Below are 20629 nucleotides of genomic sequence, written 5' to 3'. Positions count from 1 at the left end.
CTACGTCTCAATGCTTATGCCTGCAATTCGCATCGTGAACATGATCCGCCTCGCCATGCTCGTGATCATGACCATGTCCGTGCGAGTGCGAGTGCGAGTGCGAGTGCGAGTGCGAGTGCGAGTGCGAGTGCGAGTGCGAGTGCGAGTGCCCATGATGCTCATGAAACACCGCCTGCGCCGCCGCATAGTCCTCGGCAAACGTAGCATCGTGCCCATGCTTGTGCCCGCCGCCATACGCCCCGGCTTCCGGCTCGAACGGCAGTTGCACGCGCCCGGCGCGCACGCCCAGTCGCTGCAGCATGTCGGCCAGCACCGGGTCGTACTCGAGCCGCAGATAGTCGCGCCCGATCTCCACCGGCGTGTGCCGGTTGCCAAGATGATACGCCGCGCGCATCAGCGCGTGCGGATCCTCCGAACGCACATCCAGCACGGCCTCCGCCGCGGCCTGCACTTCGACAAAGCTGCCATCCTCGGCCACCAGCAGATCGCCACCCCGCAGCACCGTGCCGCGCGGCAGGAACAGCGCGGCCTCGGTGCCGTTGTCGAGCATCGCGCGCAGGCGGCTCTTGCTTCGTTCGTTGAAAGGCAGGACCAGCTTGGGAGCGCGGCGCACCAGCACCGGCGCGATGCCGTGCGGGGCGCTCAGGAACTTGTCGATCTTCAGCATGCGCGATGCGGGGCGCGGGCCCCGGCGGTTCAGAACAGGAAATAGCGCTGCGCCATGGGCAGCTCGGTGGCGGGCTCGCAGGTCAGCAACTGGCCGTCGGCGACGACCTGGTAGGTCTCCGGATCGACCGTGACATGCGGTTGCCAGTCATTGTGCACCATGTCGCGCTTGCTGACCGTGCGCGTGCCGCGCACCGCCGACAGCGTCTTGGCGAGCCCATAGCGCTCGCCGATATCGGCCGCCAGTGCCGCCTGCGAGACAAAGGTCAGCGAAGACCGGTGCAGCGCCCCGCCCGCCGACGCGAACATCGGCCGGTAATGCACCGGCTGCGGTGTCGGGATCGACGCATTGGGATCGCCCATCGCCGCGGCGGCGATCATGCCGCCCTTCAGGATCAGGCTCGGCTTGACGCCAAAGAACGCCGGACGCCACAGCACCAGGTCGGCCCATTTGCCGACCTCGACCGAGCCAACCTCATGCGCGATGCCATGCGTCAGCGCCGGGTTGATGGTGTACTTGGCGACATAGCGCTTGACGCGGAAGTTGTCGTGCCCGCCGCGCGCATCGTGCGGGTCGCCGGGCAGCTTGCCGCGCTGCAGCGCCATCTTGTGCGCGGTCTGCCAGGTGCGGATGATGACCTCGCCGACGCGGCCCATGGCCTGCGAGTCGCTGGAGATCATCGAGAACGCGCCGAGGTCGTGCAGGATATCCTCCGCGGCGATGGTTTCGCGGCGGATGCGGCTTTCGGCGAAGGCGATATCCTCGGCGATCGACGGATCGAGGTGGTGGCACACCATCAGCATGTCGAGGTGCTCGTCCAGCGTGTTCACCGTGTAGGGCCGCGTCGGGTTGGTCGACGACGGCAGCACGTTGGCCTCGCCGCACACCTTGATGATGTCCGGCGCATGGCCGCCGCCGGCGCCTTCGGTGTGGTACGTATGGATGGTACGGCCCTTGAATGCGGCGATGGTGGCCTCGACAAAGCCGGCCTCGTTCAGCGTATCGGTGTGGATCGCCACCTGCGTATCGGTCGCGTCCGCCACCGACAGGCAGGTGTCGATCGCCGCCGGCGTGGTGCCCCAGTCCTCATGCAGCTTCAGCCCGATCGCACCAGCCTCGACCTGCTCCAGGATCGGCGCCTGCTGGCTGGCGTTGCCCTTGCCGAGCAGGCCGATATTCATCGGGTAGGCGTCCGCCGCCTGCAGCATCCGTTCCATGAACCACGGCCCCGGCGTCACGGTGGTGGCGAAGGTGCCCGTCGCCGGGCCGGTGCCGCCGCCGATCATGGTGGTGACGCCGCTCATCAGCGCCTCTTCGATCTGCTGCGGGCAGATGAAGTGGATATGGCTGTCGATGCCGCCCGCCGTGACGATCATGCCCTCGCCGGCGATCACCTCCGTACCAGGCCCCACCACGATGGTCACGCCCGGCTGGATATCCGGGTTGCCGGCCTTGCCGATCGACGCGATGCGCCCGTCCTTCAGCCCGATGTCGGCCTTGACGATACCCCAGTGGTCGACAATCAGTGCATTGGTGATGACCGTGTCGACGCAGTCCTTCGCCATGCGCTGGCTCTGGCCCATGCCGTCGCGGATCACCTTGCCGCCGCCGAACTTCACTTCCTCGCCGTAGATGGTGAAGTCCTTTTCGACTTCGACGATGAGCCCGGTATCGGCCAGCCGCACGCGGTCGCCGGTGGTGGGTCCGAACATCTCGGCATAGGCCTGCCTGGAGATCCTTGCCATCACAGCGCTCCCATGATCTTGCCGTTGAAGCCGTAGACGATGCGGTCGCCGTCCAGCGCCACCAGTTCGACGGTGCGGGTCTGGCCGGGCTCGAAACGCACCGCCGTACCGGCCGCGATATTCAGCCGGAAGCCGCGCGTGGCTTCGCGGTCGAACGACAGCGCGGTATTGGTCTCGTAGAAATGGAAGTGCGAGCCGACCTGGATCGGCCGGTCGCCGGTATTGGCCACCGTCACGCTGACCGTGGCGCGGCCGGCGTTGAGTTCGATCTCGCCATCGGCGGGTATCAGTTCACCGGGGATCATGGTGTGTCTCCTCAGGCCACCAGCTGGCCGGCGCCGTACAGCGCCACGCCGGCACCGGCCAGGCGGGCGAGCCAGCTGGCATGGCGGCGCAGCAGCATGCCGGCGCCGATGCCGAGCAGGTGCAGCGCCATGGTCGCGACGGCAAATCCGCCGACGTAGGCCAGCACCGCGGGCAGCGCCTCGGCAGTGGCCGGCAGCTCCGCGCCATGCGCATAACCGTGGAACACCGCAAAGCCGCCAACCAGCAACGCGCTGGCCCAGGCCGGCAGTTTGGCGCGCAGCGCCAGCAGCAGACCGACCACCAGCAACGACACGGCAATCATCGGTTCCACCGCGGGCAGCGCCATGCCGGCCAACCCAAGCGCGGCACCGGCCAGCATCAGCGCGACGAAGACCAGCGGCAGGCGCAGCGTATCGGCGGCCGAGCGGGCCACCAGCGCGCTCCATACGCCCACCGCCGCCATCGCCAGCAGGTGGTCGGCACCGGTGAACGGGTGCGCCAGGCCGGCCCACAGGCTGGCGCCGACGGTGGCGGCGTCATGGCCGGGGTGCGCCAGCGCGGCGGTGGCGGCAACGGTCAGGGTGGTGCCCAGGGCAAGGCGCAGGCAGGCGGAACGGTTCATGTCGGCTCTCGGTTTGATTTGTTGTTCGAAGCGGTCGAAATCGGACGTCAAGGCGAAGGCTCAGACGATGGGGTGGTGCACGGTCACCAGCTTGGTGCCGTCCGGGAACGTCGCCTCGACCTGAATCTCGGGGATCATCTCGGCGATGCCATCCATCACGTCGTCGCGCGTCAGCACGGTGGTGCCTTCGTGCATCAGCTCGGCCACGGTGCGGCCGTCGCGCGCGCCTTCCATGATGGCGGCGCTGATCAGCGCCACCGCTTCCGGATAGTTGAGCTTGAGCCCGCGCGCCTTGCGCCGTTCGGCCAGCAGCGCGGCGGTGAAGATCAGCAGCTTGTCCTTCTCTCTCGGCGTCAGTTCCATCTCTTGTTCCTTGTCTGTCTTGTTGTCCGGTCGTGGCCTAAGTTGCCCACAGCCGCAGCGGCCGCGCCGCCACGCCGTGCATCGGCTCGCGCAGCGCGCTCCAGCCGTCGACCATCACGTGGCGCACGGCTTCCATCTGCCGGCCGAGCACGCGCACCAGCAGCATCGACTGGCCATGGGCTGCCAGGCAGGTCACGCCTGCGCGCAGTTCCGGGCCATAGGGCAACTGCTCCGCCAACGCTTCCGCCAGTTGCTGCGTGGCGCCCTCGCCCACCGCCCACAGCGTGCCCTGCACATTGAGTCCGTCGAGTCCCGCCACCGCGGTGCGCAGCGGCGAACCCGCATCGAGATGCGACTGTTCGATCCACAACGCGCGCTCGCCGGCGCCGACGCGGGTATCGAGCCACAGCGCGCCACGCGCCCATTGCTCGCCCGATGCCTGCCGGCCCAGCACCACGGTATCCCAGCCGATCGCGCTGCCGCCCGGCGCAACGTCGAGCACTGTCGAGATACGTGCGCGCGCATCGTCGAACACGATGTTCTCCTGCGGCAGCCAGTCCAGCCGCGCCCCCGCGCCGACCGACAGCCGCACCTGCTGCGCCGCGTCGCGGCCGAGCGACTTGTACCACTTGGTGGCGCCGGGCGTGGCCAGCACCGCGTGGGCACCGGCCTCGACCGTCACCTCGATATCCAGGCTGTCGCCGCCCGCCACGCCGGCCGGCGGATGCAGCATGACGGCATGGCAGATGCCGCCTTCGGGATACAGCGGTTTCTGCACCAGCAGCGGCCCCTGGTGGCGGCGCTCGACCAGCGCGGTGCGTTCGCCGCGTTGCGCAAAGCGCAGCCGCAGGCTGGCCTGCCATGCGGCGGGCACGGCGAGTGATGAAGGAAAATCGGGATGACGCATGGCGTGGCAAAGCCGGCGGCGGGCGCGCGATGGCGGGGTTGCAGATAATCATAGCGCGCCGCCTGCCTGGGCGGAAAGCGGCGTGCGATGCGCATTCCCCGTTCCACGCCTACACGGCAATCAGCTCCCGTACGCCGTCCTGCTCCATGCTGGCCCCGGCACCCCGCGCGACCACCTCGCCCCGGCTCATCACCACATAGTGGTCGGCGATATGGCGCGCGAATTCGTAGTACTGCTCGACCAGCAGCACCGTCATGCCGAACTCGTCCACCAGCAGCCGCAGCGCGCGGCCAATGTCCTGGATGATCGATGGCTGGATGCCCTCGGTCGGCTCGTCGAGGATCAGCAGCTGCGGTTCGCTCATCAGCGCCCGGCCGATCGCAAGTTGCTGCTGCTGGCCGCCGGACAGGTCGCCGCCGCGGCGCTGGCGCATGGTGCGCAGTACCGGGAACAGCTGATAGATGCGATCCGGCACACCCGCTGGACGCGCGCGGCTGGCGGCACCGATCAGCAGGTTCTCCTCGACCGTCAGCCGCGGAAAAATTTCGCGCCCCTGTGGCACATAGGCCAGCCCGGCGGAAACGCGCTCGTACGGCGCCTTCTTCTCCAGCGGCTTGCCGTCCCAGTGGATGCTGCCGCTGCGCGTCGGCACCACGCCCATCAGGCATTTCAGGAGCGTGCTCTTGCCCACGCCGTTGCGGCCGAGCAGCGTGGTCAGCCTGCCCGCCGGCACGTCGAAGGAGACGTTGCGCAGGATATGGCTGCCGCCGTAGAACTGGTTCAGTGCGTTGACCTGCAGCATGCCTATCTCCCCAGGTAGGATTCGATCACGCGTTCGTCGCGCTTGACGCTGTCGAGCGTGCCTTCTGCCAGCACGCTGCCTTCGGCCAGCACCGTGACCTTGCCGGCAGCGCCGGCCAGCGCGGCGACGAACTCCATGTCGTGTTCCACCACCATCATCGAGCAGCTGCCGCGCAGGCCGTTGAGCAGGCTGGCCAGCTGCATGGTCTCTTCATCGGTCATGCCGGCCACGGGCTCGTCGAGCAGCAACAGCTGCGGCTGCTGCATCAGCAGCATGCCGATCTCCAGCCGCTGCTTCTGCCCGTGCGACAGCAGGCCCGCGGGCCGGTAAGCCTCGTCCTCCAGGCCGGTCAGCGCCAGCGTCTCCTCGATGCGGCGATGCCCCTCGCCGGTCAGCCGCGCGCGCAGCGACGACCACCAGCGCTTGTCGGCCTTCATCGCCAGCTCCAGGTTCTCCCACACCGCGTGCTGCTCGAACACGGTCGGCTTCTGGAACTTGCGGCCGATGCCGACCTGCGCGATGCGCGGCTCGGTCATCCGCATCAGGTCGATGGTCTGGCCCAGGAACACGCGCCCGCTGACATTGGCATTGCGCGGCCCGGTCTTGCCGGTGATGACATCCATCATCGTGGTCTTGCCCGCGCCGTTGGGACCGATCACGCAGCGCAGTTCGCCATGGTCGATCGACAGGTTCAGCTTGTTGAGCGCGCGGAAGCCGTCGAACCGCACGGTGACGTCTTCCAGGTACAGGATCGGGCCGTGCGACACATCGATGGTGCCCGGCTCCAGCACGCGGCCCAGCCCGGTGGCATCGCCGCTTTCGGCCTGGCCGTGTTCGAGTGCGGCGTTCATGCTTCACCTCCGGTGCGGCCCGCCACCGCGGGCGTGGAAACGGGCTCAGGCTCGGACGGCACCGCGGCGGCAGCGCGGCGCTCGCGCAGGCGCTTCCACAGGCCAATCACGCCATCGGGCAGGTACAGCGTCACCAGCACGAACATCGCGCCCAGCAGGAACAGCCAGTATTCGGCGAAGTGGGCGGTGAAGAGCGTCTTGGCACCGTTGACCAGGAACGCGCCGATGACCGGCCCGATCAGCGTTCCGCGCCCGCCCACGGCAACCCACACCGCCATTTCGATCGAGTTGCCGGGCGACATCTCGCCCGGGTTGATGATGCCGACCTGCGGCACGTACAGCGCGCCGGCGATGCCGCACAGCACCGCCGAGAAGGTCCACACGAACAGCTTGTAGCCGAGCGGGTTGTAGCCGGAGAACATGACGCGCATCTCCGCATCGCGCACGGCCGTGACCACGCGGCCCAGCTTGGACGTGACAATGTAGCGGCAGGCAACGAAGCCCCCGAGCAGCGCCACGAAGGTCAGCACAAAAAGCGCCGTGCGCGTCTGCGGCGCGGCGATGGCGAACCCCGCGATGCGCTTGAAATCCGTGAAGCCGTTGTTGCCGCCGAAGCCGGTCTCGTTGCGGAAGAACAGCAGCATTGCCGCATACGTCATCGCCTGCGTGATGATGGACAGGTACACGCCCTTGATGCGCGAGCGGAAGGCAAAGAAGCCGAACAGCCATGCCAGCACGCCCGGCACCAGCACCACCAGCAGCAGCGCATAGCCAAGATGGTCCGTGCCGTGCCAGAACCACGGCAGCTCCTTCCAGTCGAGGAACACCATGAAATCCGGCAGGTCGCTCTTGTACACGCCTTCGCGCCCGATCGAACGCATCAGGTACATGCCCATGGCATAGCCGCCCAGCGCGAAGAACAGGCCATGGCCGAGGCTCAGGATGCCGCAGTAGCCCCACACCAGGTCGAGCGCGATCGCCGCCAGCGCAAAGCACATGATCTTGCCGACCAGCGTCAGCGCATATGCCGACAGGTGCAGCGGATGGCCTTCCGGCACCAGCAGCGCGCACACCGGCACGCCGATGCCGACGACCACGGTCAGTACCGCCAGCGCCATCCAGCCGCGCGGCGAGAACAGCGACTGGCGTTCCGGCACGGCAAGCCGGAAAGGTGTCGCGGAAGAATCGGGTTGGAATCGCTGCATCATGCCTCCGCGCTGCGCCCCTTGAGCGCGAAAAGTCCCTGCGGCCGCTTCTGGATGAAGAGCACGATCAGCACCAGGACAAAGATCTTGGCCAGCACCGCGCCATAGAACGGCTCGATGAACTTGTTGATGATGCCCAGCCCGAATGCGCCCACGATGGTGCCGGCCAGCTGCCCCACCCCGCCCAGCACCACCACCATGAACGAATCGATGATGTAGGCCTGGCCCAGGTCGGGACCGACATTGCCGATCTGCGACAGCGCACATCCGCCGAGCCCGGCGATGCCGGCACCGAAGGCGAAGGCGTAGCTGTCGACCTTCCACGTGCGCACGCCCACGCACGCCGCCATGGTGCGGTTCTGCGTGGTGGCACGCACGAACAGCCCCAGCCGCGTGCGGTTGAGCACCGCCCACGCCACCGCCACCACCGCCAGCGCGAACAGGATGATGACCACGCGGTTGTACGGGATCACCAGTCCCGGCATCCATTCGAAGCCGCCGCTCATCCAGCCGGGATTGGCCACTTCCACGTTCTGCGCGCCGAACAGCGTGCGCACCGCCTGCATCAGCAGCAGGCTGATGCCGAAGGTGGCCAGCAGCGTTTCGAGCGGGCGGCCGTACAGGTGGCGCAGCACCAGCCGCTCCAGCACGAAGCCGACTGCCGCCGCCGCCAGGAACGATGCCGGCAGCGCCGCGGGCAGGTACCACGCGAACGCATCCGGCGCATAGGCGCGGAACAGCGACTGCACCACGTAGGTCGCGTAGGCGCCGATCATCAGGAACTCGCCGTGCGCCATGTTGATGACGCCGATCAGGCCATAGGTGATGGCGAGGCCAAGCGCTGCCAGCAGCAGCACGCTGCCCAGGCTCAGGCCGGCGAACAGGTTGCCGATCAGCTCGGCGCGGCGCTGGTCGCTGCGCAGCTGGTCCAGCGCCTGCTGCGCGGCCAGGCGCACGTCCGCATCCGCTTCGCGGTAGTTGCCGGCGCTGTCGCGCTCGACCAGCGGCGCAAGCTTCTGGCGGCTCTGCGGGTTGCTGTCCGTGGCGAGGATGCGGATCGCTTCGAGGCGCGCGTCATGCGCGGCTGCGTCCGCCGGCTCCGCCAGCATCAGGTTGGCCCAGATCACGTCCAGGCTGGCCCGCAGGCCCGCGTCGGCCTCGGCCTTGCGCGCGGCTTCCACGGCGGCCAGCGAGGCGCTTTCCGGCTGGTCGCGCAAGGTGCCGATGGCCTGCGCGCGCACCGCGATGTCGGGCGACTGCAGCTGCAGGCTGCTGGCGGCGCTGTCGACCAGCGCGCGCAGGCTGTTGTTCAGGGTCAGGGATTCGAGTTCGTCCGGCTTGACCGTGACCGGCTTGCCGGTGATGGCATCGACCACCTTGTCGCCGTCCTGGCGCACCATGCCGACCGACGGCGCATATTGAAGGGTGTCGTCCTGCAGGGCCTTCAGGATCGGGCCGGCTTCAGCGGGCGATGCCTTGGTCACCGCGGACAGCGCGGCAGTCTTGGCATCGAAGTCGTCTTCGGCCAGCGGCTTCAGGTCGGCCTGCGTCAGCGCAGCGGCCCACGGCGCCGCGGCCAGCAGCAGCGCGGCCAGCAGGGCGCGCAGCCAGGGCACGACTTGAACGGATAAGGGATTGCGCATAGGAGCTTGCGATTGGCAGGAATGAAGCGAGCTTGTTGTTGCTCCCCTCTCCCGCAAGCGGGAGAGGGGAGCCGCATGGTGGCAAGCAAAAGAGGCTTACATCACCTTGTCCGGCTTCCCTTCATTGCCCGCGATGAACGGGCTCCACGGCTGCGCACGCACTGCCTTCGGCGTCTTCCACACCACCGAGAACTGGCCGTCGCCCTTCACCTCGCCGATCATCACCGGCTTGTACAGGTGGTGGTTCTCGCCCATGGTCAGCGTGAAGCCGTCCGGCGCCTTGAAGGTCTGGCCGTACATCGCCGCCCGCACCTTGTCGGTATCGGTGGTGCCGGCCTTCTTCACGGCCTGCGCCCACATATGGATGCCGACGTAGGTGGCTTCCATCGGGTCGTTGGTCACGCGCTTGTCGCCGCCCGGCAGGTTGTTGGCCTTGACCCAGGCCGCCCACTGCTTCTTGAAGGCGTCGTTCTGTGCGTTCTTGACCGACATGAAGTAGTTCCACGCCGCCAGGTGGCCGACCAGCGGCTTGGTGTCGATGCCGCGCAGTTCTTCCTCGCCCACCGAGAACGCCACCACCGGCACGTCCTTGGCCTTCAGGCCGGCGTTGCCCAGTTCCTTGTAGAAGGGCACGTTGGAATCGCCGTTGATCGTGGAGATCACTGCGGTCTTGCCACCCTGCGAGAACTTCTTGATGTTGGCGACGATGGTCTGGTAGTCGCTGTGGCCGAACGGGGTGTAGACTTCTTCGATGTCCTTGTCGGCAACCCCCTTGCTCTTCAGGAAGGCGCGCAGGATCTTGTTGGTGGTGCGCGGGTAAACGTAGTCGGTGCCCAGCAGGAAGAAGCGCTTGGCACCGCCGCCTTCCTTGCTCATCAGGTATTCCACCGCCGGGATCGCCTGCTGGTTGGGCGCGGCGCCGGTGTAGAAGACGTTCTTGGACATTTCCTCGCCTTCGTACTGTACCGGGTAGAACAGCAGCGAGTTCAGCTCTTCATAGACCGGCAGCACGGACTTGCGCGACACCGAGGTCCAGCAGCCGAAGGTCACCGCGACCTTGTCCTTGCTGACCAGCTGGCGCGCCTTCTCGGCGAACAGCGGCCAGTTGGACGCCGGGTCCACCACCACCGGCTCGAGCTTGCGGCCGAGCACGCCGCCGCTCTTGTTGATCTCGTCGATGGTCATCAGGGCCACGTCTTTCAGCGACGTCTCCGAGATGGCCATCGTGCCGGACAGCGAGTGCAGGATGCCGATCTTGATCGGCTCCTTGGACTGCGCCATGGCCAGCGGGCTGGTACCGATCATTGCCGCGGCGGCGATGGCCGACAGCTTCAGCATGTCACGTCGTTGCATTTGCAGCTCCCGTTTGTGGTGTTGGTCAGGGACTACGCTCCCCAGGGTGATGCATCTGCAACTAGCGTGCCACTTTGATAAACGAGCTGATACCCGCCCCGCCGGCGGCAGACGGCGTGCTGGCGCGCCGCGCGGGGTGTGCCGCGATCCGTGCCAGCCCCCGCGCACCAGAGCTGTGCGGGCGGCGAACGCACCACTCCCGTGCAGCGACGCAATTCTGTGCACGCCGCTTGCGAAAGGCGCCAGCCGGTGCGCACCACCGCACCAGGGCCGGGCACCATGCCAACGGCCGGCGGCGCAAATAAAAACGGGGCCCCTCGCGGGGCCCCGTTTTTCGATGCCAGGACGCCAGTCCTTACATCACCATCATGTTGGTGTTCAGGTTGTGCATGATCCACAGCGAACCCGCCACCACGATCACCAGGATCAGCGCCGTGAACAGCAGCGCGATCACGTTGCTGCGCTGGTCGGACGACGTGTCCAGGTGCAGGAAGTACTTCAGGTGGACCAGGATCTGGACCGCGGCCATGCCTAGGATGATCCACAGGATCGTGCCCTTGTCCATGCTGCCGTCCATCACCAGCTTGAACGGGATCACGGTCAGGATCACCGCCAGGATGAAGCCGATCGCGTAGCCCTTGAAGCTGGCGTGCGTGCTGTGCGAGTCGTGCGCGGCATGCGCGCCATGCGAATCACGAGTGGCGTGCGCCGCCGGTGCGTTGTGTTGTGCCATCACAGATGTCCCATCAGGTAGACCACGGTAAACACGCCGATCCAGACCACGTCCAGAAAGTGCCAGAACAGCGACAGGCACATCAGGCGCTTGCTGAGCGTCGGGGTGATGCCCTTCTTGCCCAGCTGCCACATCAGCACGATCATCCACAGCATGCCGCTGGCGACGTGCAGGCCGTGGGTGCCGACCAGCGTGAAGAACGACGACAGGAACGCGCTGCGGCCCGGCCCGGCGCCTTCGGCGATCAGGTGGTGGAACTCGTTGATTTCCATCGCCATGAACGCCGCGCCCAGCAGGAACGTCACGCCGAGCCAGGTCTGCACGTGCTTGAGGCTGCGGTTCTGCAGCGAGATCATCGCCATGCCGTACGTGATCGAGGAGAACAGCAGGATGAAGGTCTCCACCAGCACGTAGTTGAGCTCGAACAGCTCCTTCGCCGAGGGGCCGCCTGCCAGCTCGCCGCGCAGAACGGCGAACGTCGCGAACAGCCCGGCGAAGATGATGCAGTCGCTCATCAGGTAGATCCAGAAGCCATACACCGTATTGGCACTGGTATCGTGGTGCGCATGGTCATGCGCGTCGGCGTGGGCCGAGGCGCCGGCCTGCGCGGGGATGCGGTCTAGGACTTGAGTCGACATGGTTCTCAGGCTTGCGAAGCAATGCGCTGCAGATGGCGCGTTTCAATCTGCTCGACCTCGGTGGCCGGCACGTAGTAGTCGATATGGTCGTCGTTGCTGCGGTGGATAAACGCCCACACCATGCCCACCAGGCCAACGATGGCCATCCACCAGATATGCCAGGTCAGGGCAAAGCCGAACACCAGGCTGAAGGCACCGATGATGAAGCCCGCGCCCGTGTTCTTGGGCATGTGGATCTTCTCGTAGCCTTCGGTCGGCAGGGTCTCGCCGCGGGCCTTCATGTCGGCGAACGCGTCCAGGTCACGCACCACCGGAGTGTGCGCGAAGTTGTAGAACGGCGGCGGCGACGAGGTGGCCCACTCCAGGGTACGGCCGCCCCACGGGTCGCCGGTCACGTCGGCCAGCTTCTTGCGGTCGCGGATCGACACGACGATCTGCAGCACCTGGAAGAAGATGCCCAGCGCCACGAACACCACGCCCACCACGGCCAGGTACAGCCACGGCGTCCACGCCGGGTTGTCGGTGTGGTTCAGGCGGCGGGTCATGCCCATCAGGCCCAGCACGTACAGCGGCATGAAGGCGAAGTAGAAGCCCACCAGCCAGCACCAGAAGGCGCACTTGCCCAGGCGCTCGTTCAGCGTGAAGCCGAACGCCTTCGGCCACCAGTAGGTGATGCCGGCCAGGTAGCCGAACAGCACGCCGCCGATGATCACGTTGTGGAAGTGGGCGATCAGGAACAGGCTGTTGTGCAGCACGAAGTCGGCAGCCGGCACGGCCATCAGCACGCCGGTCATGCCGCCGATCACGAAGGTGATCATGAAGCCCAGCGTCCACAGCACCGGCGAGGTCATCTGGACCCGGCCGCGGTACATGGTGAACAGCCAGTTGAAGATCTTCACCCCGGTCGGGATGGAGATGATCATGGTCGTGATGCCGAAGAACGCGTTGACGTTGGCGCCCGAGCCCATCGTGAAGAAGTGGTGCAGCCACACGATGAACGACAGCACCATGATCGCGGCGGTCGCGTACACCATGCCCTTGTAGCCGAACAGCTTCTTGCCCGAGAACGTGGAGATGACTTCAGAGAAGATACCGAACGCCGGCAGGATCAGGATGTACACCTCGGGGTGGCCCCAGATCCAGATCAGGTTCACGTACATCATGGCGTTGCCGCCACCGTCGTTCGTGAAGAAGTGGGTGCCGATGTAGCGGTCCAGGCCCAGCAGCGCCAGCGTCACGGTCAGCACCGGGAAGGCGGCCACGATCAGCACGTTGGTGCACAGCGCGGTCCAGGTGAACACCGGCATGCGCATCAGGGTCATGCCCGGGGCGCGCATGCGCAGGATCGTCACCAGGAAGTTCACGCCGGTCAGCAGCGTGCCCAGGCCCGAGATCTGCAAGCTCCAGAGGTAATAGTCCACCCCCACGCCAGGGCTGTAATCCAGGCCCGACAGCGGCGGGTAGGCCAGCCAGCCGGTCTTGGCGAATTCACCGACGCCCAGCGAGACGTTGACCAGCATGGCGCCCGCCACGAACAGCCAGAACGACAGCGTGTTCAGGAACGGGAAGGCCACGTCGCGCGCGCCGATCTGCAGCGGCACGACCAGGTTCATCAGGCCGGTCATCAGCGGCATGGCCACGAAGAAGATCATGATCACGCCGTGGGCGGTGAAGATCTGGTCGTAGTGCTCGGGCGGCAGCACGCCGGTGGCGCCATTGGTGGCGAGCGCCAGCTGGGTACGCATCATGACCGCGTCGGCAAAGCCGCGCAGCAGCATGATCAGCGCGACCAGGCAGTACATCACGCCGATCTTCTTGTGATCGACGGACGTGAACCACTCATTCCAGAGATAGCCCCACTTCTTGAAATAGGTGATCGCGCCCAGCAGCGCGGCACCGCCCAGGGCGACGCCGGCCAGCACGACCATGATGATCGGCTCATGAAACGGAATCGCCGACAAACTCAACTTGCCAAACATCATTGCTCCCAGGATTACGCGCCCGCCGGCAGCTTGGCCGGCGTGGTCATCGACAGCTGCTCTTCACCGAGGGTATTGCGCGACGTGCAGATCGGGCCGCCCTTGAAACCCCTGTCGGCAACCGCAGTGCCGCTGTGGTCCATGTACTTGTGCAGGATGTTGTGGAAGAGCTGGTCTTCCACCTTGCCGTAGTACGTGACCGGCTCCCTCTCGCTGGGTTGTGCCAGCGTCTTGTAGCCTTCAACGCCCAGTTCGGTCGACGAGGCGCGAACCTTGGCGACCCACTCGTCGAACTCGTAGTTCGACATGGCGACCGCCTTGAACTTCATGCCCGAGAAGCCGCCGCCACTGTAGTTGGCGGACACGCCGTCATACGAGCCGGCATGGTTGGCGATCAGGTGCAGCTTGGTCTCCATCCCTGCCATGGCGTACACCTGGCTGCCCAGTTGCGGGATGAAGAACGAATTCATGATCGAATCCGAGGTGATCTTGAAGTTCACCGGGGTGTCGACCGGGAACGCGATCTGGTTGACGGTCGCGATCTTCAGTTCCGGATAGATGAACAGCCACTTCCAGTTCAGCGCCACCACCTCGACGGTGACCGGCTTCTTGTTCGATTCCAGCGGCTTGTACGGGTCCAGGTCGTGCGAGGACTTCCAGGTGATGATGCCCAGCGCGATGATGATCAGGCACGGGATCAGCCACACCACCACTTCGATCGCGGTCGAGTGCGACCAGTCCGGCTCGTAGCGCGCCTTGGTATTGGACGCGCGGTACTTCCAGGCGAACACCAGCGTGAGCACGATCACCGGCACCACCACCAGCAGCATGAGCCAGGTGGCGATCAGGATGATGTTCTTGATATCGACGCCAACCTGCCCTTTCGGGTCGAGCAGCGTCATGTTGCAGCCGGCCAGCAGGAGCAGGCCGAGGCAGGGCAGGAACCGCGTCCAACGCGGCAGTATTGGTTTCTTCATGTCACGACTGGTTTGGTTACACCGCGCTTTGGGCAAAAGCGTGGCTAAACCGCCTGATGCTCGCGCAAGAGGCGTGGGGCTATGGGAAAACCGGAAGGACGTGTCCTTAGCTGGCGTTGCGGTCGGGCGGCGAATCTAACGCCGGAGGACCATGCGGCCTTGCAACGCCATGAACACGGAAGGACAACTGACTGCGCGCGCTGCAGGCCCTGTGGGACCTTGCCGGCGCTGCGGCACCTGGTGGCCGAAACCGCGAACGGTCCCGGCTCAGTACAGCGGCCGGGTAGCGTTGGAATACGAGGTTTTTGCACTTCCCGACGGACTTGCCTTCAGCAACCTGGTGGCAAGCGCGGTTTTCGGCCGGGGAGCGCAACACGTAAAACATCGTGGGCGCGAATGTACCGCAACGCAACATTGAGGGTAAACCCAACGCCACAGAACACAGAGTTCAGATAAACGGACAATCATGTGCTGTCGCCGCATCGCAGCACTTGATTGCCGTCAAGATCACAATTTCGCCTATAAATATGCATAAAGCCGCGCATTGGCGCGGCTTTGTGGGTGCGACATTTTCGTGTGGCATATTGTCGCAGTGCGTCAGAACCTTTGTCGCACCTCAACACCACACGGTGGATGTGGGGTCATCCGTAGCGGCGGGAAATTGACTCCGCGACACATACCGGGCGCTCGCTGCCCTCGCGCTCGATCGTCACCTCCCAGGTGGACTGCGCACCCACCAGTTCCGGCGACTTTGGCAGCGGATCGAGCCGTTCGACCTTGAGCAGCTTGATTCGTGCCCGCAATTTGCTGCCCACCGGCACCGGCGCGGTGAAGCGCACGCGGTTCAGGCCATAGTTGACGCCGATCTTCGACGGCATGTGCAGCGCGTTGTGCATGAACTTGGGCAGCAGCGACAGCGTCAGGAAGCCATGGGCGATCGGGGCGCCATAGGGCGACTCCTTCTTGGCGCGCTCCACGTCGACGTGGATCCACTGGTGGTCGCCGGTAGCCTCGGCAAACTGGTTGACCTGCTGCTGGGTCACCTCCATCCAGTCGCTGACCGCGACTTCCTGCCCTTGCAGGCCTTCCAGCTCTTCCAGCGTTGCGATGGTACGCATTTCGGTTGTCTCCTCGATGGGTGGGTGGATGTGTCGTTATGCGGGGCGGCGGCCGTACATGCCCATGCCCTTGACGGTGCAGACCAGTTCGCCGCGCTGGTTGGTGGCTTCCCACTGGGTATGCACGATGCCGCGGTCCGGCTTCGATTGCGAGGCTCGCGTGTCCAGCACGTTGAGCACCACGGTCAGCGTGTCCCCGGCATAGACCGGCTTGATCCAGCGGATCTCGTCCACGCCGGGCGAGCCCATGCTGGCCGACTTGCCGGTGGTGCTCAGCACCAGCAGGCGCATCATGATCGAGCAAGTCATCCAGCCGCTCGAGATCAGTCCGCCGTAGATGCTCTTGGCAGCCGCTTCCTTGTCGATATGAAACGGCTGCGGGTCGTACTGGCGGGCAAAGGCGAGGAGTTCTTCCTCGGTGACGACGTAGGAGCCCAGTTCGCGGCGGCTGCCGACCTCAAAGTCCTCGAAATACAGCATTGCTTGTCTCTCCGTAATTGTTAGCCTGGGATGGCGACGGCCTTGTCCCGACGATGATCGCATGCATGCCACGGCTCAGCGTCCGTATTTGCCGAACCCGTCCCTAACAGCGCGCAAAGAAAAAAACCGCGCCTGGGAATACGGCGCGGTTTTGACTGGCATGGCAGACGAGAGGATCAGGCTGCTTCCTGGAACCCCGGCTGGGCGGCAAACCGGCCCAGGTGGTGATCCACGTCACCGAAGGTGGTGTTGATCAGCGTCAGGCGCTTGAACATGTGCGCGGCCGGCAGTTCGTTGGTCACGCCCATGCCCCCGTGGATCTGCACCGCTTCCTGGCCGACCGTGCGCGCTGCCTGCCCCACGCGCGCCTTGGCGGCGGAAACGTAGCGGCGGCGCTCTTCCGGCGTGGCCTCTTCAAAACGGGCGGCGGCCAGCAGCGTGATCGAACGCGACTGCTCGGCATGGATGAACATCTCGACCATGCGATGCTGCAGCGCCTGGAAGCGTGCGATCGGCTGGCCGAACTGCTGGCGCGTCTTGGCGTATTCCAGCGTGGCGGCGTTGAGCGTGTCCATCACGCCCACGGCCTCGGCGCACAGCAGCACCGCGGCATAGTCGGCCACCTGCTCGACCAGCGCGAAGCCCTTGCCGGCCTCGCCCAGCAGTTGCGCCGGCGCGTCCTGGAACGTGATGTCGGCCGCGCGCAGGTTGTCGATGGTGCGATAGTCCTTGATGCTGACACCGGCGCCCTTGGCATCCACCAGGAACAGCGAGATGCCGTCCTGGTCGGCATCGCCGCCGCTGCTGCGCGCCGACACGATCAGCTTGTCGGCCTGGCCGCCGTGCAGCACCACGGTCTTGCGGCCGTTGAGCTTGCCGTCGCGGGCTGTAACGCGCACGTTGTTCAGCTCATAGCGCGCCTGCGGCTCGTTGAAGGCCACGGCCAGCTTCAGCTCGCCGCCGGCGACCTGCTCCAGCAGCGCGTCCTGGCCGCCGGCCAGGCCCAGTGCGTAGGCACCCACCACGGTGGCCAGGTACGGCTCGACCACCAGGCCACGGCCCAGCTCCTGCTGGACCACCATCATGTCGAGCGCCTTGCCCGAGAAGCCACCCTGCGCTTCCGGCACCGGCAGCGCGGTCAGGCCGAGCTCGACCAGCGAGCCCCACGCGGATTCGCCGTAGCCGGCGGCGCTTTCGTAGTTCTTCTTGCGGTCCTCGAAACCGTAGTCCTTCTCGACAAAACGGCGGACGGCGTCGGCCAGTTGCTTCTGTTCGTCGCTGAGATTGAAGTTCATGTTACCTATCTCCTTCCTGTCCTCACAGCCCCAGAATCATCTGGCTGATGATGTTCTTCTGAATTTCGTTGGACCCGCCGTAGATGGAGGTCTTGCGATAGTTGAAGTAGTACGCGGACAGCGGCGCGGCGTCGTCGTAGCCGGTCACCGCATGCTCGGTCTCGCACTCCAGGTAGGCCGTGTCGAACGGCTGGGCGTACGGGCCGACGGCCTCGACCATCAACTCGGTCAGCAGCTGCTGGATCTCGGTGCCCTTGATCTTGAGCATCGACGCCTCGGGACCGGGGCCCTTGCCGGCGGCTTCGCTCGACACCACGCGCAGCACCGTGATCTCCAGCGCCATCAGTTCGATTTCCAGCGCGGCCACCTTGGCGCCGAACACCGGATCCTCCAGCAGCGGCTTGCCGTTCTTCTGCTGCTGGCGCGCCACGCGCTTCAGGAAGCCCAGCTCGCGCTTGGAGTTGCCCACGCGGGCAATGCCGGTACGCTCGTGGCCGAGCAGGTACTTGGCGTAGGTCCAGCCCTTGTTCTCTTCGCCGACGCGGTTCTCGACCGGCACCTTGACGTTGTCGAAGAAGACCTCGTTCACTTCATGCTCTTCGTCCAGCATGATGATCGGGCGCACGGTGATGCCCGGGGTCTTCATGTCGATCAGCAGGAACGAGATGCCTTCCTGCTTCTTGGCTTCCGGATCGGTGCGGACCAGGCAGAAGATCATGTCGGCGTGCTGGCCGAGCGTGGTCCAGGTCTTCTGGCCGTTGACGATGTAGTGCTTGCCGTCCGAAGTCAGCTCGGCGCGGGTCTTCAGCGAGGCCAGGTCCGAACCCGAGCCCGGCTCCGAATAGCCCTGGCACCACCAGTCGGTGCAGTCCAGGATGCGCGGCAGGTAGTACGACTTCTGCTGCTCGTTGCCGTACTTCATGATCACGGGCGCAACCATGGCCACGCCGAACGGCAGCACGCCGGGCGCGCCGACGCGGGCATTCTCTTCGTCCCAGATATGGCGCTGGGTGGCGTTCCAGCCGGTGCCGCCGAATTGGACGGGCCAGTGCGGCGCCGACCAGCCCTTGCCGGCGAGGATCTTGTGCCAGCGCACCAGGTCGTCGCGGTTCGGACGGCGGTGGTTGAGAATCTTGCTGCGGATGTCCGCCGGCAAGTTGGCTTCGAGCCAGCTACGCACTTCCTCGCGGAAGGCGTTGTCGGACGCCGAGTAGTTGAGATCCATGCCCGTCTCCATGATGGTGCCGGCATCGTCTCAGGCTGCCGGCGGTTTGTTCTGCCTTGCGCGTCATGCGCCGACAGCAACGGGCACAGGACGCAATTCAGTGAGCCGTCTGCTTCAGCGCATCCGGCACGATAAGCGGGAAAGTCTCGATGCCCTCCTCGGCCAGCGCCTGCACTTCCTCCGGCGAAGCCGAGCCGCGGATTCCGCGTTCCGGCGCTTCATCGTAGTGCATGCGCCTCGCCTCCTCGGCAAAGCGGTCGCCAACGTCCTCGGTCTGGGCCAGCACCTGCTTCACTGCCTTCATGTACAGCGCTTGCAGTGCCGCCGGTGCCGCGGCGGTTGCCGCTGGCTGCGCCGGCTTGCCAGCCGCCTTCGGCGCGGTCGCGCCTGACAGGTTCAGGCGCGGCGCGCTGGGCAGCCGCGTCACGGCATGGTCGCCACAGACCGGGCATTGGACGAGGTCGCGCGCGATTTGCGACTGCGCTTCTTCCTCCGAGGCAAACCAGCCCTCGAAACGATGGTCATGCGCGCAGCGCAGGTCGAGCACCTTCATGATCTTTCCAGCCCGTCAAAAGCTATATTATCCGCGAATCGAAATTTTGTGAACGGTCGTGCTAAATTTTTTCGAACGACCGTTCGTAGAACGAACATGCAGTGTTCAGCACATACGTTTATCGCCCCACAACCAGCTTAGCGCAGTGCGCGCCCCGCTGCCGGAGCGAGTCAGCCCGGCACCGTTTGCTCGCCCGGCTGCCACGCGCCGGAAACGATTTTCTCCAGCCAGAACGCGCCGATGATGGTCTTCACATCGCTGATGCGGCCGCTGCGCACCCAGTCGATCACCTGCCCCACCGGCGCGATGAACGTCTCCAGGAACTCGCCATCGTCCAGCTGCGCCTCGCCGTGCGTCAGGTCGCGCGCCAGGAAGACGTCGATGAATTCGGTCGAGTAGGAGATGACCGGGTGGATGCGAGTCAGGTAGTCCCAGCGCCGGGCCGTATAGCCGGTCTCTTCCTGCAGCTCGCGCTCGCCGCAGCGTTGCGCGCCCTCTTGCGGGTCGAGCTTGCCGGCCGGGAATTCCAGCATGACTTCGCCGACCGGATAGCGGAACTGCCGTTCCATCAGGACGGTGCCATCGTCGAACAACGGGATCATCATCACCGCGCCCGGATGCACGATGTACTCGCGCCCGGTCTGCTTGCCATCGGGCAGGCGGACGATGTCTTGCTTCAGGGTGAGGAATTTGCCGCGATGGACCGTGGCCGAGGCGACGCAGACTTCCTTCAGTGCGTCGTCGTTCGCGGTGTGGCCGGCGGGGTCGGCGAGAGACTGGGTGCCGCGTTGGATCTTGTCGGTCATGAACGCTCCGGATCAGGCAGGCCCGGCGCCGACAAGACCGGCTTCAGGCCGTGCGGTGTTTGACGAGGTATTGCCAGGTGAAGCCCGGGAAGGCGAACACCAGCATCATGCAGGCGGTGATGGCGTAGAACTGCCAGCCCTGCGGGAAGGCATTGCCGAGGCTGGCCTCGACGGCGAAACCGGCGGCACCGGCCACCGCGTACCAGACGATCAGCTCCAGCAGGCGCAGCCACAGCGGCTTGCGCGCCCACCGGAGCGGGATCGCCATGAACAGGCGCTGGTTCACAAACGGCAGGTTTGCACTGATCAGTGCCAGCAGTATGACAAACCAGCCGCTTGCGGATGCGCTCATGGACGTTGG

The 20629-nt window shown here is 65.6% G+C and carries 22 protein-coding genes; all 22 read right to left on the bottom strand.

Features of this window, described 5'->3' with window-relative positions:
- Nucleotides 1-7: 7 nt before the first annotated feature.
- The 22 genes from ureE to E0W60_RS15540 all read right to left on the bottom strand — a co-directional run bounded on the left by ureE (nt 8) and on the right by E0W60_RS15540 (nt 20620).
- On the bottom strand, nt 8-667 hold the full coding sequence (ureE, locus tag E0W60_RS15645) for an urease accessory protein UreE (protein ID WP_135704896.1): 660 nt from the start codon (nt 665-667) through the stop codon (nt 8-10).
- A 29-nt stretch (nt 668-696) separates the two neighbouring features.
- Nucleotides 697-2412, bottom strand: coding sequence for an urease subunit alpha (ureC, locus tag E0W60_RS15640; RefSeq protein ID WP_135704895.1), 1716 nt, complete (start codon nt 2410-2412; stop codon nt 697-699).
- On the bottom strand, nt 2412-2717 hold the full coding sequence (locus E0W60_RS15635; RefSeq protein ID WP_133094186.1) for an urease subunit beta: 306 nt from the start codon (nt 2715-2717) through the stop codon (nt 2412-2414). The genes ureC and E0W60_RS15635 overlap by 1 nt, the downstream gene beginning before the upstream one ends.
- A gap of 11 nt (nt 2718-2728) precedes the next feature.
- The gene (locus tag E0W60_RS15630) at nt 2729-3340 is read right to left on the bottom strand and encodes a HupE/UreJ family protein (protein ID WP_135704894.1); all 612 of its coding nucleotides are present in this window, start codon (nt 3338-3340) and stop codon (nt 2729-2731) included.
- 60 nt (nt 3341-3400) lie between these two features.
- Entirely contained in the window at nt 3401-3703 is a 303-nt protein-coding gene (locus E0W60_RS15625; protein ID WP_133094184.1) for an urease subunit gamma, read from the bottom strand.
- A gap of 37 nt (nt 3704-3740) precedes the next feature.
- Nucleotides 3741-4610: an urease accessory protein UreD gene (locus tag E0W60_RS15620; protein WP_135704893.1), complete on the bottom strand. Its 870-nt coding sequence runs from the start codon at nt 4608-4610 to the stop codon at nt 3741-3743.
- 109 nt (nt 4611-4719) lie between these two features.
- Nucleotides 4720-5412, bottom strand: a complete 693-nt coding sequence (gene urtE / locus E0W60_RS15615) for an urea ABC transporter ATP-binding subunit UrtE (protein WP_133094182.1) — start codon at nt 5410-5412, stop codon at nt 4720-4722.
- A gap of 2 nt (nt 5413-5414) precedes the next feature.
- Nucleotides 5415-6263: an urea ABC transporter ATP-binding protein UrtD gene (gene urtD, locus E0W60_RS15610; protein WP_135704892.1), complete on the bottom strand. Its 849-nt coding sequence runs from the start codon at nt 6261-6263 to the stop codon at nt 5415-5417.
- Nucleotides 6260-7468 (bottom strand): urea ABC transporter permease subunit UrtC, encoded by a 1209-nt coding sequence (gene urtC, locus E0W60_RS15605; protein WP_135706234.1) that lies wholly within the window; start codon nt 7466-7468, stop codon nt 6260-6262. The genes urtD and urtC overlap by 4 nt, the downstream gene beginning before the upstream one ends.
- Nucleotides 7468-9111: an urea ABC transporter permease subunit UrtB gene (gene urtB, locus E0W60_RS15600; RefSeq protein WP_135704891.1), complete on the bottom strand. Its 1644-nt coding sequence runs from the start codon at nt 9109-9111 to the stop codon at nt 7468-7470. Before urtB ends, urtC begins: the two co-directional genes overlap by 1 nt.
- A 96-nt stretch (nt 9112-9207) precedes the next feature.
- Nucleotides 9208-10464: an urea ABC transporter substrate-binding protein gene (urtA, locus tag E0W60_RS15595; protein WP_135704890.1), complete on the bottom strand. Its 1257-nt coding sequence runs from the start codon at nt 10462-10464 to the stop codon at nt 9208-9210.
- 355 nt (nt 10465-10819) lie between these two features.
- Nucleotides 10820-11197 (bottom strand): cytochrome o ubiquinol oxidase subunit IV, encoded by a 378-nt coding sequence (gene cyoD, locus E0W60_RS15590; protein WP_135704889.1) that lies wholly within the window; start codon nt 11195-11197, stop codon nt 10820-10822.
- A complete protein-coding gene (gene cyoC / locus E0W60_RS15585; RefSeq protein WP_063241489.1) occupies nt 11197-11835 on the bottom strand; it encodes a cytochrome o ubiquinol oxidase subunit III in 639 nt (212 codons plus the stop codon). Before cyoC ends, cyoD begins: the two co-directional genes overlap by 1 nt.
- 5 nt (nt 11836-11840) lie before the next feature.
- Complete coding sequence (cyoB, locus tag E0W60_RS15580) at nt 11841-13814, bottom strand: cytochrome o ubiquinol oxidase subunit I (protein WP_133094248.1); 1974 nt, start codon at nt 13812-13814, stop codon at nt 11841-11843.
- Nucleotides 13815-13828: 14 nt separating this feature from the next.
- Nucleotides 13829-14791 carry a ubiquinol oxidase subunit II gene (cyoA, locus tag E0W60_RS15575; protein ID WP_135704888.1) on the bottom strand — a complete coding sequence of 321 codons (963 nt, stop codon included), beginning with the start codon at nt 14789-14791 and terminating at the stop codon, nt 13829-13831.
- A gap of 641 nt (nt 14792-15432) precedes the next feature.
- Nucleotides 15433-15909, bottom strand: coding sequence for a MaoC family dehydratase (locus E0W60_RS15570; RefSeq protein WP_135704887.1), 477 nt, complete (start codon nt 15907-15909; stop codon nt 15433-15435).
- A 36-nt stretch (nt 15910-15945) separates the two neighbouring features.
- Complete coding sequence (locus E0W60_RS15565) at nt 15946-16389, bottom strand: MaoC family dehydratase (RefSeq protein ID WP_133094176.1); 444 nt, start codon at nt 16387-16389, stop codon at nt 15946-15948.
- Between the two features lie 176 nt (nt 16390-16565).
- Nucleotides 16566-17684 (bottom strand): acyl-CoA dehydrogenase family protein, encoded by a 1119-nt coding sequence (locus E0W60_RS15560; RefSeq protein WP_135704886.1) that lies wholly within the window; start codon nt 17682-17684, stop codon nt 16566-16568.
- Nucleotides 17685-17706: 22 nt separating this feature from the next.
- Entirely contained in the window at nt 17707-18909 is a 1203-nt protein-coding gene (locus E0W60_RS15555) for an acyl-CoA dehydrogenase family protein (RefSeq protein WP_135704885.1), read from the bottom strand.
- A gap of 97 nt (nt 18910-19006) precedes the next feature.
- Entirely contained in the window at nt 19007-19462 is a 456-nt protein-coding gene (locus E0W60_RS15550) for a DUF1178 family protein (protein ID WP_133094173.1), read from the bottom strand.
- 170 nt (nt 19463-19632) lie between these two features.
- On the bottom strand, nt 19633-20268 hold the full coding sequence (locus E0W60_RS15545; RefSeq protein ID WP_195428132.1) for an NUDIX domain-containing protein: 636 nt from the start codon (nt 20266-20268) through the stop codon (nt 19633-19635).
- A gap of 43 nt (nt 20269-20311) precedes the next feature.
- Nucleotides 20312-20620 (bottom strand): DUF2818 family protein, encoded by a 309-nt coding sequence (locus tag E0W60_RS15540; RefSeq protein ID WP_133094172.1) that lies wholly within the window; start codon nt 20618-20620, stop codon nt 20312-20314.
- Nucleotides 20621-20629 lie beyond the last annotated feature (9 nt).

It is taken from the genome of Cupriavidus oxalaticus (assembly GCF_004768545.1).
GTDB lineage: Bacteria > Pseudomonadota > Gammaproteobacteria > Burkholderiales > Burkholderiaceae > Cupriavidus > Cupriavidus oxalaticus_A.
This window is presented reverse-complemented; position numbering and strand designations above follow the sequence as displayed.

Excerpts from the sequence above, each read along its gene's own strand:
- ureE (WP_135704896.1), bottom strand. The coding sequence starts at position 667 with ATGCTGAAGATCGACAAGTTCCTGAGCGCCCCGCACGGCATCGCGCCG.
- ureC (WP_135704895.1), bottom strand. The coding sequence starts at position 2,412 with ATGGCAAGGATCTCCAGGCAGGCCTATGCCGAGATGTTCGGACCCACC.
- E0W60_RS15635 (WP_133094186.1), bottom strand. The coding sequence starts at position 2,717 with ATGATCCCCGGTGAACTGATACCCGCCGATGGCGAGATCGAACTCAAC.
- E0W60_RS15630 (WP_135704894.1), bottom strand. The coding sequence starts at position 3,340 with ATGAACCGTTCCGCCTGCCTGCGCCTTGCCCTGGGCACCACCCTGACC.
- E0W60_RS15625 (WP_133094184.1), bottom strand. The coding sequence starts at position 3,703 with ATGGAACTGACGCCGAGAGAGAAGGACAAGCTGCTGATCTTCACCGCC.
- E0W60_RS15620 (WP_135704893.1), bottom strand. The coding sequence starts at position 4,610 with ATGCGTCATCCCGATTTTCCTTCATCACTCGCCGTGCCCGCCGCATGG.
- urtE (WP_133094182.1), bottom strand. The coding sequence starts at position 5,412 with ATGCTGCAGGTCAACGCACTGAACCAGTTCTACGGCGGCAGCCATATC.
- urtD (WP_135704892.1), bottom strand. The coding sequence starts at position 6,263 with ATGAACGCCGCACTCGAACACGGCCAGGCCGAAAGCGGCGATGCCACC.
- urtC (WP_135706234.1), bottom strand. The coding sequence starts at position 7,468 with ATGCAGCGATTCCAACCCGATTCTTCCGCGACACCTTTCCGGCTTGCC.
- urtB (WP_135704891.1), bottom strand. The coding sequence starts at position 9,111 with ATGCGCAATCCCTTATCCGTTCAAGTCGTGCCCTGGCTGCGCGCCCTG.
- urtA (WP_135704890.1), bottom strand. The coding sequence starts at position 10,464 with ATGCAACGACGTGACATGCTGAAGCTGTCGGCCATCGCCGCCGCGGCA.
- cyoD (WP_135704889.1), bottom strand. The coding sequence starts at position 11,197 with ATGGCACAACACAACGCACCGGCGGCGCACGCCACTCGTGATTCGCAT.
- cyoC (WP_063241489.1), bottom strand. The coding sequence starts at position 11,835 with ATGTCGACTCAAGTCCTAGACCGCATCCCCGCGCAGGCCGGCGCCTCG.
- cyoB (WP_133094248.1), bottom strand. The coding sequence starts at position 13,814 with ATGTTTGGCAAGTTGAGTTTGTCGGCGATTCCGTTTCATGAGCCGATC.
- cyoA (WP_135704888.1), bottom strand. The coding sequence starts at position 14,791 with ATGAAGAAACCAATACTGCCGCGTTGGACGCGGTTCCTGCCCTGCCTC.
- E0W60_RS15570 (WP_135704887.1), bottom strand. The coding sequence starts at position 15,909 with ATGCGTACCATCGCAACGCTGGAAGAGCTGGAAGGCCTGCAAGGGCAG.
- E0W60_RS15565 (WP_133094176.1), bottom strand. The coding sequence starts at position 16,389 with ATGCTGTATTTCGAGGACTTTGAGGTCGGCAGCCGCCGCGAACTGGGC.
- E0W60_RS15560 (WP_135704886.1), bottom strand. The coding sequence starts at position 17,684 with ATGAACTTCAATCTCAGCGACGAACAGAAGCAACTGGCCGACGCCGTC.
- E0W60_RS15555 (WP_135704885.1), bottom strand. The coding sequence starts at position 18,909 with ATGGATCTCAACTACTCGGCGTCCGACAACGCCTTCCGCGAGGAAGTG.
- E0W60_RS15550 (WP_133094173.1), bottom strand. The coding sequence starts at position 19,462 with ATGAAGGTGCTCGACCTGCGCTGCGCGCATGACCATCGTTTCGAGGGC.
- E0W60_RS15545 (WP_195428132.1), bottom strand. The coding sequence starts at position 20,268 with ATGACCGACAAGATCCAACGCGGCACCCAGTCTCTCGCCGACCCCGCC.
- E0W60_RS15540 (WP_133094172.1), bottom strand. The coding sequence starts at position 20,620 with ATGAGCGCATCCGCAAGCGGCTGGTTTGTCATACTGCTGGCACTGATC.